The 13,791-nt window shown below is 34.1% G+C and carries 12 protein-coding genes; 2 read left to right on the top strand and 10 right to left on the bottom strand.

The window, feature by feature from the left end; translation table 11 throughout:
- The first annotated feature begins 266 nt into the window (after positions 1-266).
- Positions 267-2,246, top strand: coding sequence for a KUP/HAK/KT family potassium transporter (locus QM017_RS01830; RefSeq protein WP_282709544.1), 1,980 nt, complete (start codon positions 267-269; stop codon positions 2,244-2,246).
- Positions 2,247-2,301: 55 nt separating this feature from the next.
- Here the strand turns inward: QM017_RS01830 and QM017_RS01825 are convergent, their stop codons facing one another.
- The 3 genes from QM017_RS01825 to sdaAB are packed head-to-tail and all read right to left on the bottom strand — an operon-like array spanning position 2,302 to position 4,083.
- On the bottom strand, positions 2,302-2,511 hold the full coding sequence (locus QM017_RS01825) for a heavy-metal-associated domain-containing protein (RefSeq protein ID WP_178198280.1): 210 nt from the start codon (positions 2,509-2,511) through the stop codon (positions 2,302-2,304).
- A gap of 12 nt (positions 2,512-2,523) precedes the next feature.
- Positions 2,524-3,402, bottom strand: coding sequence for an L-serine ammonia-lyase, iron-sulfur-dependent, subunit alpha (sdaAA, locus tag QM017_RS01820; RefSeq protein ID WP_178198281.1), 879 nt, complete (start codon positions 3,400-3,402; stop codon positions 2,524-2,526).
- A 12-nt stretch (positions 3,403-3,414) separates the two neighbouring features.
- On the bottom strand, positions 3,415-4,083 hold the full coding sequence (gene sdaAB / locus QM017_RS01815; protein WP_282708679.1) for an L-serine ammonia-lyase, iron-sulfur-dependent subunit beta: 669 nt from the start codon (positions 4,081-4,083) through the stop codon (positions 3,415-3,417).
- Positions 4,084-4,260: 177 nt separating this feature from the next.
- On the opposite strand from sdaAB, the gene QM017_RS01810 reads away from it, so the two are divergent.
- Positions 4,261-5,145 (top strand): LysR family transcriptional regulator, encoded by an 885-nt coding sequence (locus QM017_RS01810; RefSeq protein ID WP_282708677.1) that lies wholly within the window; start codon positions 4,261-4,263, stop codon positions 5,143-5,145.
- Here QM017_RS01810 and QM017_RS01805 read toward each other — a convergent pair.
- The 7 genes from QM017_RS01805 to QM017_RS01775 form a co-directional block, all read right to left on the bottom strand.
- Positions 5,142-6,191 (bottom strand): PTS sugar transporter subunit IIC, encoded by a 1,050-nt coding sequence (locus tag QM017_RS01805; RefSeq protein ID WP_178198284.1) that lies wholly within the window; start codon positions 6,189-6,191, stop codon positions 5,142-5,144. The genes QM017_RS01810 and QM017_RS01805 overlap by 4 nt on opposite strands.
- 14 nt (positions 6,192-6,205) lie before the next feature.
- Positions 6,206-7,201, bottom strand: coding sequence for a D-2-hydroxyacid dehydrogenase (locus QM017_RS01800; RefSeq protein ID WP_282708675.1), 996 nt, complete (start codon positions 7,199-7,201; stop codon positions 6,206-6,208).
- Between the two features lie 231 nt (positions 7,202-7,432).
- Positions 7,433-7,822 (bottom strand): (deoxy)nucleoside triphosphate pyrophosphohydrolase, encoded by a 390-nt coding sequence (locus QM017_RS01795; RefSeq protein WP_282708674.1) that lies wholly within the window; start codon positions 7,820-7,822, stop codon positions 7,433-7,435.
- Positions 7,823-7,833: 11 nt separating this feature from the next.
- Positions 7,834-10,776: a DEAD/DEAH box helicase gene (locus QM017_RS01790; RefSeq protein ID WP_282708673.1), complete on the bottom strand. Its 2,943-nt coding sequence runs from the start codon at positions 10,774-10,776 to the stop codon at positions 7,834-7,836.
- A 354-nt stretch (positions 10,777-11,130) separates the two neighbouring features.
- On the bottom strand, positions 11,131-12,072 hold the full coding sequence (locus tag QM017_RS01785; protein ID WP_282708672.1) for an NAD(P)H-binding protein: 942 nt from the start codon (positions 12,070-12,072) through the stop codon (positions 11,131-11,133).
- 95 nt (positions 12,073-12,167) lie between these two features.
- A complete protein-coding gene (locus QM017_RS01780; protein ID WP_178198289.1) occupies positions 12,168-13,043 on the bottom strand; it encodes a LysR family transcriptional regulator in 876 nt (291 codons plus the stop codon).
- On the bottom strand, positions 13,040-13,789 hold the full coding sequence (locus QM017_RS01775) for a class I SAM-dependent methyltransferase (protein WP_282708671.1): 750 nt from the start codon (positions 13,787-13,789) through the stop codon (positions 13,040-13,042). The genes QM017_RS01780 and QM017_RS01775 overlap by 4 nt, the downstream gene beginning before the upstream one ends.
- Positions 13,790-13,791 lie beyond the last annotated feature (2 nt).

Genomic DNA, 13,791 nt, shown 5'->3' with positions numbered 1-13,791 from the left:
GTAAGTCAAAACGAAGTAATTAACAATATTTCCTGGGAAATATTGTATACTTTACTAAAATTTCTTTCTTTTTTCTTAGTAAAATTTTCTTGCTAGGTTTTCTTTAATACTCATTCTTACTAAAAAATATGCTAAATTTTTCACTAAATAGTATTCTATGCTTGAAAAAATCATCGATTAAGTCTACTATATAATTTATTAATACGCTACTAATAAAAGGAGTGAACATATAGTTGAAACCTCAAAAGAAGAATTATCTCTTAGAGATGATCATCACCTTGGGGATTGTTTATGGAGATATAGGTACTTCACCGCTTTACACCATGAACGCCTTGATTGGAGACGCTGGTGGCGTCCATAAGCTCACTGAAAATTATGTTTTAGGCTGTTTATCTTTAATTTTTTGGACATTAATTATTATTACCACAATAAAATACGTTTTAATTGCTTTACGTGCTGAAAACCACGGTGAAGGTGGTATTTTTGCGTTATATGCATTAGTACGTAAAAAGAAAAAATGGTTAATTATTCCCGCTTTAGTCGGAGGGGCTGCCTTATTAGCTGATGGAACTTTGACACCTGCTGTTACAGTAACGACAGCTATCGAAGGATTAAAAGGACTTAAATTTGGAAATAGTATTCCTATTCCAAATCAACGCGCCGTTATCATTTGTACTGTTACCATCTTATTAGTGTTATTTTTAGTACAAAGATTTGGTACAAGTTCAATCGGTAAAATGTTTGGCTTTGTCATGATTTTATGGTTTGGCTTTATTGGTCTTTTTGGACTTTATAACATGAGCCATGATTGGACTGTTTTACGAGCAATTTCACCAGTTTATGCAATCGAAGTCTTGTTTGATCCACATAATAAAGTCGGAATCTTTATTTTAGGTAGTATTTTCCTTGCTACTACTGGGGCTGAAGCTTTGTATTCTGATATGGGACATGTTGGACGAAATAACATTTATTTAACTTGGCCAATCGTATTTACTTCCCTAATTCTTAATTACTTTGGACAAGGTGCTTGGCTGATTAAAAAGATGTATGAAGGTCACGAATTATCAACAAACTTCAATCCTTTCTTCAATATGTTACCAAACAGCTTTTATTTATTTGGGGTTGTTTTAGCAACTTTAGCAGCTATCATCGCTTCACAAGCGTTAATTAGCGGTTCATTTACCTTGGTTGAAGAAGCAATTGGGCTTAAGATTTTACCAAGAATGCGTATTGAACATCCAAATATCTTAAAAGGTCAAGTTTATATTTCTAAAGTCAACTGGTTACTTTGTGTATTAACCATCATGATTGTTCTTTACTTCCAAAACTCTCATCATATGGAAGCTGCATATGGGCTTGCAATTACGTTAACAATGTTAATGACTACTATGTTGCTTTATGAATACTTGTCTGATTTAGTACCAAAAGCGGTAGCATTACTGACAGTTATTTTCTTTGGATGCATCGAAACAATCTTTTTAATCACAAGTTTAGTCAAATTCCTACACGGTGGATTTGTGACTGTTATCTTAACTTTAGCAATCGTCGCTGTTATGGTTATCTGGTATTACGGTAATAGAATTCGTGATGATTTATTGGATGAATCTGAAACAGTATCCTTGCTTGATTACAAAGATCAATTACAAGAACTATCAAAAGATGAATCTGTTCCGTTGTATATGAGTAATTTAGTCATGCTAGCTAAAGTTAAAAAAGATTACTCGATTAAACGTGAAATCTTATATTCAATCTTAGATAAGAAACCTAAGCGTGCAAATGTTTATTGGTTTGTAACAGTCAATACTACTAATGAACCTTATACGAATTACTATACTGTCAACATGATGGGAACACGTAACATTGTTAACTTACAATTGTTCCTTGGTTTTAAAACTGATCACAGTATCAACTTATACTTGCGTCAAATCGTGCAAGAGTTGATGGATCAAGATATTATCGATGAACAACCACAAAAATATACGACGATGGGCAAACGTAATATCGGTGATTTTTGTTTCGTGGTTATTCGCGAATTGCTTTCACCAAACACATTGCTTCCAGCTTGGAAACGTGCTTTAATCTCGGCACGTATTTTCTTACAAAATCACACTACCACTCCAGTTCAGTGGTTTGGATTAGAGTTTAGTGATGTTAAAGTTGAAAAGGTTCCATTGTTCTTAAAGAAACGTCGTATTCCTGTAGTCGATCAAAAAATGATTTTAAATCCAAAAGATATTTTGAAATAATAAAAAGCAGTAACTCATTTTGAAAGATGAGTTACTGCTTTTTTGTTAATTAATTTTAGCCAAACAAACCACGTTTAAAATGATAATTACTACCTTCTAGGGCTTGACTTAGCTCTTTTTTAGTTGCTGTTCCACTAACAGTTACCTTTTTGGTCTTTAAATCCACTTGAACTTCATCAACGCCTGCCACTTGACTCAATAGCTTAATGACGTTTTCCTTACAACCATCACATTTCATACCTTCAACAGTATATGTCTTTTGCATTTTAAAACCTTCTTATTTTTGATTTTCTTCACCAAATATTTCTTTGGCTAAGCGCAAACCTGTTGGTGTCGTAGCCAATCCACCTTCTGCGGTTTCCTTAAAGATTGATGGCATCTGCATCCCCACACGATGCATCGCTAAGACCACTTCATCTGGTGGAATTACACTAGTAATACCTGCTAGAGCCATTTCAGCTGAAACAATTGCCTGTGAAGCCCCTAAAGCATTACGTTTAACACATGGAACCTCCACTAAACCTGCAACCGGATCACAAATTAACCCCATCATATTTTTTAGGGTTATTGCAACTGCTTGAGCTGCTTGCTCATTAGTTCCACCTTTAGCACAAACAAGTGCTGCACTAGCCATCGCACTAGCTGAACCTATTTCGGCTTGACAACCACCTTCTGCTCCACTAATTGAAGCTTGATTAGCAATTACCAAGCCGAATGCACCAGCAGTAAACAAGAAGTCTAATTGTTGTTTGCGATCTAAGTTTAACGTTTCACGTACTGCCATCAAAACCCCAGAAGCTACTCCAGCACTACCTGCAGTAGGTGTTGCACAAATCAGCCCCATTTGAGCATTAACTTCATTAACAGCAATTGCATTTCTAACTGCCTTTAACAAAGTTTCTCCACATAAGGGCTTTTCTTCTTTTAAATAACGATCTAATTTAGGCGCATCTTGACCGGTTAACTTCGTAATTGAAGTTACTCCCGCTACACCTTTAGCCACTGATTGTTCCATAGTAGCAAGATTTTTTTCCATCAATTCTAAAATTTTTGTGCGACTCCGCCCCGTATTTTCCATTTCAACGGCAATCATCATTTCAGCGATCGAAGGATAATCTTTAGCTTGTGCAAGTAAATCTGCAATCGTATAAAACATCTTAATTTCCTCCTAATCAAAGTAATTGACACTATAAATATTAGCAAGCTTACGCAAACGTTTGAGTGTTTGTTCTACTTGCGGTGAATCTACTTCAATAATCGTAATTGCTTTTTCACCTTTGGATTCACGGGTAACGGTCATCGTACCAATATTAGTATTAGTTTCAAACAAAATCTGTGACACATTAGCGATAATACCTGGCACATCTTGTTGCACAATTACAATGGTTGGTGTACCCATTGTCAAAGAAATCTTAAAACCATTTAATTCCGAAATTTGAATATTACCTCCACCAATCGAAATTCCGGTAACTGACATTTTTCTGTCGCCTTTTGTCAGCACAAAGCGCACCGAGTTGGGATGTTGCGCCTTTTCTTTTTTAGGAATAAAGAAGACTTCGATTCCTTGTTGATGTGCAATTTTTAAAGAATCTTGCAAACGATTGTCGTCTGGCTCCATTCCAAGTAAACCGCCAACCAAAGCAATATCTGTTCCGTGACCACGGTAAGTTTTAGCAAACGATTCATACAAATAAATATCTACTTTATCTGGTTTTTCACCAAAAATACTCCCTACAACCTTACCGATACGTGCCGCTCCGGCAGTATGTGAGCTACTTGGACCGATCATGATTGGTCCAATAATGTCAAAGACACTGCGATATCTTAATTCTGACATTGACTTTTCCTCCCGTTACTTTTCTTATCTACTATATCACAAAGCACAATTACTGAAAATCAAGAAGTTTTATGGTATTCAGAATATTTTTAGAAGTTCATGGATAAATATGTTAAGATAAAAACGAAACTTTTTAGACAGATACATTATTAAAAAAATTTAAAGGAGCGTTTTAGCTTGGATATCCGTCAATTACGTTATTTTATCGAAGTTGCCAACACTAAAAATCTCTCGGCGGCGGCTCGAAACTTATTTATCACACAACCAGCTTTATCATATACAATCAAACAGCTAGAAGAAGAACTCGAAACACCATTGATTCAAAAAACAAATGAAACTTTCAACTTAACAACCACTGGTTTACTGTTATATGAGCGCGGAACAGAAATAGTCGAGCAATTTGACCAAATGCTAGATGAAATTAAGAGTCATACTAAAAAACAACACGAAACTATTAAGGTTGGTTTAACAGTTTTATTTGCGATCCAATTTATGCAAGAAATTTCAACATTTATTGCAACACATCCAAATGTCGAATTACGCTTAATTCAAGAAGGTTCTCATCGCTTACAAAAACTTTTACAAAGTGAAGTTATCGATATTGGGTTGTTATCTTTTCCATTAATTGAAAAAGATATTGAAATTGAGCCTCTGCAAACAACCGTCAATGGTTATTCTGTCAGTGTTGTTGTCCCTAATTCTAACCCTTTAGCCAAAAAATCCTCCGTTTCTTTTAAAGAACTCGAAGGACAAAAATTTAGTTCATTGACAAATGATTACATGTTAGGCCGTCTCTTAGAAAATCCAACTTCTGCCTTGGGTTTTCAACCTAACATCTTATTTACACACAGCGATTGGGAAGTTTTAGTTCACAGTTTAACACGACTAAATACAATTTGTATCTTACCTAGCGAATTGCAAAAATCAAGCCGAGTTCCAGACGTAACTTGGCTTAAGCTTGATGATAAGAATAACTTTTATCCTATCGGTATCGCCTTGCGTAAAAATTACGTCTGTTCCTCGGCTGTGAGTGATTTTATTACGTGTATTAAACAAAATTAAATATCTAAATAGTAATCTTCTTCTTTTAAAATTGGTTTAACCTTAGTGAAAAGATATTTGAACACGAAGCTAAAGAAAATTGGAGCTAGCGCAAAAGCAATGATTGCCTTGATAATATTAAATGCACTCCAGCCACCACTAGCTAAATTAATATAATTAATTGGACCAACTAATCCACTAAATCCAAAGCCAGCTGACATTGGTGTTCCTTGAATATTCCAAAGTGCTGCGATTACCCCTGAACATGCTGCTGAACAAATGATTGGTAGTAAGATCAGGGGTTTTTTAACAACATTGGCCATCGACATCTTTGGTGAACCGATAAAATGCGCTAAGCTAGTACCTTTAGAATTAACGTGCCACCCCATAATTGCAAAACCAAAGCCAGTTGCACAAATACCAATATTAGCTGCACCTGAGCCAACTCCAGCCAAAGAAATTGCCAAGGCAATTCCGACCGTTGTAATTGGTGAGACAATCAAGATTGAAAAAATAACGGCTAATAAGACACACATCAAAATTGGTTGTAAGTTTAATAAATGTGCTACACCTTGCCCGATTAAAGTTGTAATCATTTTAACGTAAGGCAAAATCATATACCCGATTGTTCCGGCAACCATTAATACTAGTGCTGGAATAACTAAAATTGTATAAGACTTTAATTTGTTTCCAAACAATAAGATAATTAACGCAGCCATTGCAGCTGTCAAGCCCATGTTAATAACATCACCCGTTCCGGATAAAATCATCTGACCATTGTTAAATTGTACTGCACCACTAGCAAAAATCGTTGCAATTCCAACGCTAGCAGATTGGATTGGACTAAACTTAAAGTTCATTCCAATCATAATCCCTACAACTAATCCCATCATGGAATTTGACATAGTTAAAGCATTAATCGCCACACCTAAATATGGTGCTGCTGGCAAGAGTGCCTTAAATAATTCTGATAATAAAGCTCCTGGAATCAAAACTACTACGGTCCCAATTGCCAGACCGTTTAAAATATTCATTAAAAAATCTTTACCTTTAATTTGCTGATTCATATAATAACGACTCCTTAATTAACGCGGGTTTTAGCGTCTCCTGTGTTTAAAACTTCTAATGTTGCATCCAAGCCACCTTCAACCAAATTTTTAACAGCTTCATCGGTGTAATAAGCAATATGTGGTGTATAAATGACTTGAGGATGATTAATTAATGCCAAGAAAAGTTCATCTGTAATTTCTTTTGAGCTGAAATCTTTTGGCATGTAAGGTGCTTCGTATTCATACGTATCAATACCTGCCCCTTGCAATAAACCTTCATCTAAGGCTTGTAGTAAGGCCTTTGTATCAACTAATGAACCGCGCGCCATATTTAATAAAAGCGCATCTTTTTTACAGTTTTTAAACATTGCATAGTCAAAAGCATGATAATTTTCTTTAACGGCTGGCATGTGTAAAGAAATCACATCAGCTTGCTTTACGGCATCTACTAAAGTATCTTGATATTCTAAAATATCTGTTAATTCTTTGTTTGGATACAAATCATAGCCGACTACCTTAGCACCAAAACCTTTAAAAAGTTTGGCTGTAATCTGTCCGATTCGTCCAGTACCAATCACAGCTACAGTCATATTACCTAAAACACGGCCCCGAATAATCGGTTCCCATGAAAAATCATGACTAGCCACGCGTTGGCGAATCTTTTCTGTGCGTCTAATCAATTCTAAAGCCGTCGTCACTGTAAACTCAGCAATCGATTCTGGTGAATAGCTTGGCACATTAGTAATAATGATGCCATTTTCTTTAGCCAATTCAAGGTTATACATATCTACTCCAGCACTACGTTGAGCGAGCTGCTTGATTCCCATCTGTGCTAATTTTGGATAGATTTCATCTGGTAAACGTCCTACTTGACTCAAGGAAATCCCATCAAAGCCATTAACTTCTGCTAAATTATCCATCGTCAAAATTTCTTTTGTCATACTAAGCTTAATATTATTTTCTGCAGCCCAGTTTTGTGCAATGGTAATTTCTTCTTCTCTGACACCAAACATTTTTATTGAATACATAACTTTCGCTCCTTTTCTTCTGTTTACATTAAGATTGTAATATTTATCACAAGCAAACGGAATTACATTCTTTTTATACCCATATAAAACAATTTTAGATTGATATCAAATTCACATAAAAAGTTCAATAAAGTAATGTTGGTAGCCTTTACTATAATATTTTATTAAATTTTTTTAGTCTTTTATCTATAAAAAAGCCCAAGCCAACAAATGTAAGCTTGGGTTTTGTTCTTAATCAAGATAATTTTTTATCTTAGGCAGTAAACCTACGTCCGCAGGTAACCAATCAACACTATATAAATTCTCTTCATCTAACCATTTAATTTCATCGTGTACAGATAATATTGCCTTACCTGCTTGAATTTTACAAAGATAACACTGCATAGAAAGATGAAAATTAGGATAATCATATTCAATAGTATCTATCAATTCACCTACGCTTATCTCTAGTGCTAATTCTTCTTTCATTTCACGACGTAAAGCAGCTTGTGGGGCTTCACCTGGTTCAATTTTCCCGCCTGGAAATTCCCAGCCACCTTTAAATTCACCATAGTTTCTTTGCGTTGCAAAAACTTTTTTCTCATGAATTAAAATTGCTGCAACTACATTGATTGTTTTCATATTTTTAGCTCCTATTTGCTTGTAATATATTCATATAAATCTTCACGAATTTCATTTTCTAAATGCCATCCGATTTCCACCGCTGTTTTTGTCGTATTAGGCATCGTAAATTCTTTTACAAATTGCGTAGGGGTCATCTTCCCTAAATAATAAAACTCTTTTGAAATTTTATCATCCTTATTTTTACGAACAAAAAGTTGCACGCTTATTCCTTCTTCTTGTGAGTTCAAAAATTTCTGCACATCGTTTGATGCCAATGTCCGGCCACTTTTTGAAATAGCGATTAAATGATTTGCACTCAAAAATCGATCTTCGTATTTAGTTGTATCCGTTAAATCCTCTTCCTTATCATAGTTAATAAAAACAGGGAATGTTTTCGTCTTTTCATTGAATTTATAACCACCAATATTGACAGACACTTCATTGAATTCCCAATTTAACAAGCGACAAACATCTTCATATGTGTATTTTTGATATAAAACAAAATTGGTATCTTGATACCTTTCACTATAATTTTGTTCATAACGCGCAATACCAAAATCAATCAGTTCCTTCATCAAATTATAGAAAACTTGATCCTCTAATAAGTGCTTAAATTGTTTTGCTATCTGATAATCATGCGGATCTTTATCATCTGGTTCGATAAAAATAGACTGCGTATAGGTGTTTTTTCCCGTACCTGTTAAAAAATTATTAGTCATCTGATTAATAATGTTGACCCGACAATTAGCATCCATCTCACATTGATATTGTTCTTTTAATGCCAACGTTAATTTAGCCAATAAATTATGCTCTTCTACCAGCATAATTCTTAACAACTCAAGTTCATGAACTCTTTTACCACTAGCAAATTTCTTAGAAACATATCTTAACATTTCCTCTGCGTCATCTGGTAAAATTACTTTAAAATCAGGCTCGTATTTCTTTAAAAACATATAATAAGAACCTAAGGAATTATTATCAAAAATACGCAAAACATCCATTTCCCCAAATTCATCAAATTCTTGTAAATGTGGAATTCTACCTAGCTTATCCTTTAAATTGAAATAGTTTTGTTTGAGTAACTTCAAGTCGCTAAAATTAGCATTGTCAATTGCTGTAAAAATCCGTTTCTTAGAAATTTCATCGAAATGAATTGTCGAACAACCTGGAACAACTCGTGTCCCTTCCAATAAATATCTTCGAATATTATCCTTGTTATAACTACGATCCCCAGATAAAGCAATCGGTATCATAAAATTATTTTTATAGTTACCAATAAAGTCTAATACAACTAAAAATTCCTTATCATCATCTTTGCGCAAACCACGTCCTAATTGTTGCGTAAAAACAATTGGGGACTCTGTAGGGCGTAACATTATCACTTGATTGATTTCGACAATATCTACTCCTTCAGAAAAAACATCCACCGATAAAATATAATCTAAGGTATCCGGCCCTTGTTTTTTCACTAATCTCTCAATCGTTTGCATTCTAATTACATCAGAATCTTGCCCAGTTAAAACAGCAGTCCTCCAACCTGCTTGATTAAATTTTACAGACAATTCGTTTGCTTCAGCAATCGTGCTACAAAAAATTAACCCCTTTACTCGTTCACCACTATATCCATAATAGTTTGCCTGCTGCATAACATGTTTAACACGTTCATCCGAAGTTAGATATCTAAATGGAACTTCTTTATCTTCCATGCCTAAATCTGCAACATGTGGTTCATCTGCAATTCCAAAATAATGAAATGGACACAACAAATCTTCTTTCATCGCTTCTTGCAACCTAATTTCATAAACAATATTATGATCAAATAATTCATAAATATCATTTTCCTTGCGCATATCACGCTTATCCGGAGTTGCTGTCATCCCTAAACTAAGCTTAGGCTTAAAATAATCCATTATCTTACGATGCATTGTAGCTGATGCATGATGTGCTTCATCGTAAATAATCGCATCAAAATGTGTGGGTGAAAAACGTTGCAAATTTTGTCCTAAAGTTTGTACAGTCGCAAAAATATAGTCTTTATCAAATTCCTTATGATTACCATCAACTAAACCATACGTAACTTTATCTGCAAAAACTTTACTATATGATACTTTAGCTTGTTTAGCTAACTGATTTCTATGAACTAAAAACAGAACTCTTTTAAAGTTTAAATGTCTCATCGCAAATGCCGATGCATATGTTTTCCCAGTTCCTGTTGCCGAAATTAACAATGCTTTATCTTGAGCATTCATTATTAGTTGCTCTAAATTTTTGATAAAATGAATCTGCATCGAATTTGGTTCTAAGCGATAAGCCATTAGATCAGGAATTCTCGAACTAGCAATGCTTTTCTTTTGTTCTTGAATAACTTGATAACGTAATTTGTATTGTTCCAGAACCTCTTGAGTTAAGTACTTTGTTTTTGAAGAATTCCATAAATCATTAAATTCGCCTAATACATCTTGAGCAATACCACCTTGTTTTAAAGAAACAATCTTAGTATTCCATTCTTTATTAATGGTTAAGGCCTGTTGTGTCATATTTGAACTGCCAATAATAATTTGATACAATTCTTCTTTTTTAAAAATATATCCTTTAGTATGGAAACCTTCTTTTTGTCCACTCGTTTCATACAGACGAACTTCAAGATTTTTTAATTCACTAAGTTTTTTTAATGCTCGTGGTTCACTAAAATTTAAATAATCAGTCGTTAAAATTTTACCGGGTATTTCTCTTCTTTCTAGCTCCTTTAAAACCTGAAGTAACGGAGCTAACCCGCTCATTGTTATGAATGCTACACTTATATAAAATTCTTTACAATTCTTTAAACCACTTTCAATTACACTTAATACCTTTGTCCCCTTTGTGGGATCGTTTGAGATAAATTGAGATTCGTAAGCTAAATTACCTTGATACTGACTTCTATCAATTTGTGAATTTTTAAACCCTTGCATCAACTTTTTTTCAATTGTCATTTTTGCATATCCTCTATGTAGATTTTAGATAATATAAGTATACCATTTACTTCAAAAAATCATTAATACAAAATAAATTTGCATATAAAAAACTCTCAAGTCTTTTAATATTTTCCCTCTTTACTGGACACTCCATTAAGGAGGGGGAATTTTTATGCACTACTTACCTACTTATTACTTTAAGATAAATAAAGATAATGTTGTAAGAGTTAGAGAAAATATATCGATTACTACAAACAAAAGGATTCAAGACAAAACAAAATGGATGCCTCCTGTAAAACACAGGGAAACATCCATGGAATAATTTATTAAATTTTAACGCGTCTAGAAAACTAGGTACACATCATTTCTTTCTTATTTATCTAATGAATGTCTTTCACCAACCTGAAAATCTTCATTATGTGCAAACATATAATCTACGGTGATTGGTTCACTACCAGTTAACTTTTTAAAATCATCAGTCCATGTGTCCATCTTACCTTCACGAATTGCTTGACCAAAAGTTACCATTCCTTCGGAACTGTACGGTGCCTCTGAACCTTTTTTAAACTCACCATCAGTTGTTCTTGGAACCCCCATCGCATCAAAAACAGCATAATTTTCTTCATCGCTAATTTCTTGATAGGTTACATGATTTCCTGTTTGTTGATTACCAATTTCAATAAATTCTGCAATCGTCATTGTTTTAGCACCGTTAATATTTAAAATTTGTTGATGCACATCATCTGCTAATAACGCATAAGCTACAGCTTTAGCACAATCTTTACGCGAAATATACGCCATCTTGCCTGCACCTTGATTATTAGTTAGCGGGCTACCAAGTTTAACATAAGTAAAATAATTAGTAATCATCGCTTCTGCATATTGAGAGTTCCGTAAGAAAATATAATCTAATCCACTTTCTTCAATATACTTTTCAGTGTAGGCATGATCAATTTTTTCAACACTTGGATTAGTTGGATCAGCAGCATTGACTAATGAAGTATAGATAATCTTTTTAACTCCAGCCGCCTTAGCTGCATCAATTACATTGCGATGTGCTGCTTGGCGTTTAGCTCCTACGAAAGGCATTGAAATTAACGCTAAAACATCGCCCTCAGCAAATGCTTCTGGTAAACCAGCATACTCATTAAAGTTTGCTTGACGCACATCTATTCCTTGTTTAGCATATGGCTCTAAACTTTCTTTTGCATAACCTACAAAAATCAATTGTTCTTTTGGAGCAATCGCTAATAAATCCTTAGCAGCTTGGCTCCCTAAATTACCATCAACACCAGTTAAAATTACTTTAGTCATTTCAACATACCTCCAGATATTCAAATTATATTTATATTATATGTGAAATTTAACACAAATAGAAATATCGGTTTTTGATTAGGTATAGGAAAAACCTATATCTGATGAATATGCTGTAAAAAAGCTTGTTGTTTACTTGAAAGCTCTTCTCTTAGATAAGCCAAAACAATCTTATAAACATGTGGTGTATCAACAACAGGAACAAATATCAAACTTTTTTTATCGCTACTCAAAGGATAATTTTCAGGGAAAAAACCCACTAAATTTTGATGCTCAATCATGAAAATTTCACTTTCCACATCATCTGCTGTTTGAACAATTTGCGGTTTTATACCAATTTTTTGTGAACGTTCTAACATAATATCATAAGATTTCCCGATAGTTTCTTTATTTAGCATAATCAAAGGATACTTATATACATCCTTTAAAGTAACTTCTTTTTTTGTTGCCAATGGATGATCAATAGATACACCTATTACATATTTACCAGCCGCTAATTCATAAGTTGTAATTTTTTCTTCATCGTAAAATTCTGAATCAAAAGTTATCACAAAATCATAATCACGTTGTAATAAACCACGCGCTGCATTCTCCAATTTAACTTTTTGAAGCATCAATGGCTCTGCTGAATTTTTTCCAGTGAGAAGCTTATTTAATAATTGCATATCGATTACCGAAGTATATGCTATTTTCAATGGGCCTTGTTGATTCAGCTTTTCTTGCATTTGTTTTTCTAGCAATTCATATTGTAATAATAACTTTTTAGCTTCAAGATATAGACTTTCACCTATTTTAGTAGGTCTAACAGGTAAAACATTCCGATTAATTAAAGTACATTGGAAATACTTTTCAATTTCTCTGACTTGCTGTGTAACACTTGTTTGAGCAATATGATTTTTCTTACCTGCTTTAGTAAAACTGCCAGTCTCAATTACATCAACAAAATATTTGAGTTTCAATAAACTTATCATCTTTTCACCACTCTTGTTGCCACAAATGATGGTACATTATGTTCGTGTAATTTTCCTTCACCGTTGGTATCTTCGTACAAGTTAGTCAAGACAAAGCCGGCTTCGAGCTGACCGCCAATTTGTTCTTCTAGCGTATGGGAAAACTGAATTCCCCAATCGTTTTTCAGACTATCTTGATAGACTTGTTCGTTACTTGTCGGATCAAATGGCAAACTATATTTAATCTTTTCTTCTTGCTCATCAAAAATATAATTAATTCCATTATCCAAGCCGGCTAAAAAGATCCCACCCGGCTTTAAAATTCGATAGCATTCTTTAAAAATTGGCTTAACTTCTTTGACATAACAGTTTGACACTGGATGAAAAATTAAATCAAAACTCTCATCGGCAAATGGCAATGGTTTAGTCATATCGGCTTGCAAAATCTTAATCTCATAGTTTTCACGTTGTGCAACTTCTTGTTCACTTTGACATTGTTGTTTTGAATAATCTAAAACAGTACACTTAGCACCTAAAGCGGCAAAAATTGGCATCTGTTGACCGCCACCGCTTGCCAAACCAAAGACTTCTTTATCTTTTAAATCGCCAAACCATTCGTGTGGAACCGGTTTGGTGGGAGTCAATAACATCTCCCAATGGCCGTTTTTAGCGGCTACATATTGTTCGTGACTGATAGCTTGACCCCATTGCCAGCCTTCATTACACCATTTATCGATTACTTTTGCATTTATATCTTGATAATTCATCT

Source organism: Ligilactobacillus sp. Marseille-Q7487, from assembly GCF_949152225.1.
Classification (GTDB): domain Bacteria; phylum Bacillota; class Bacilli; order Lactobacillales; family Lactobacillaceae; genus Ligilactobacillus.
The sequence above is the reverse complement of the archived record's forward strand: the minus strand, read 5'-3'. Positions and strand labels throughout refer to the sequence as shown.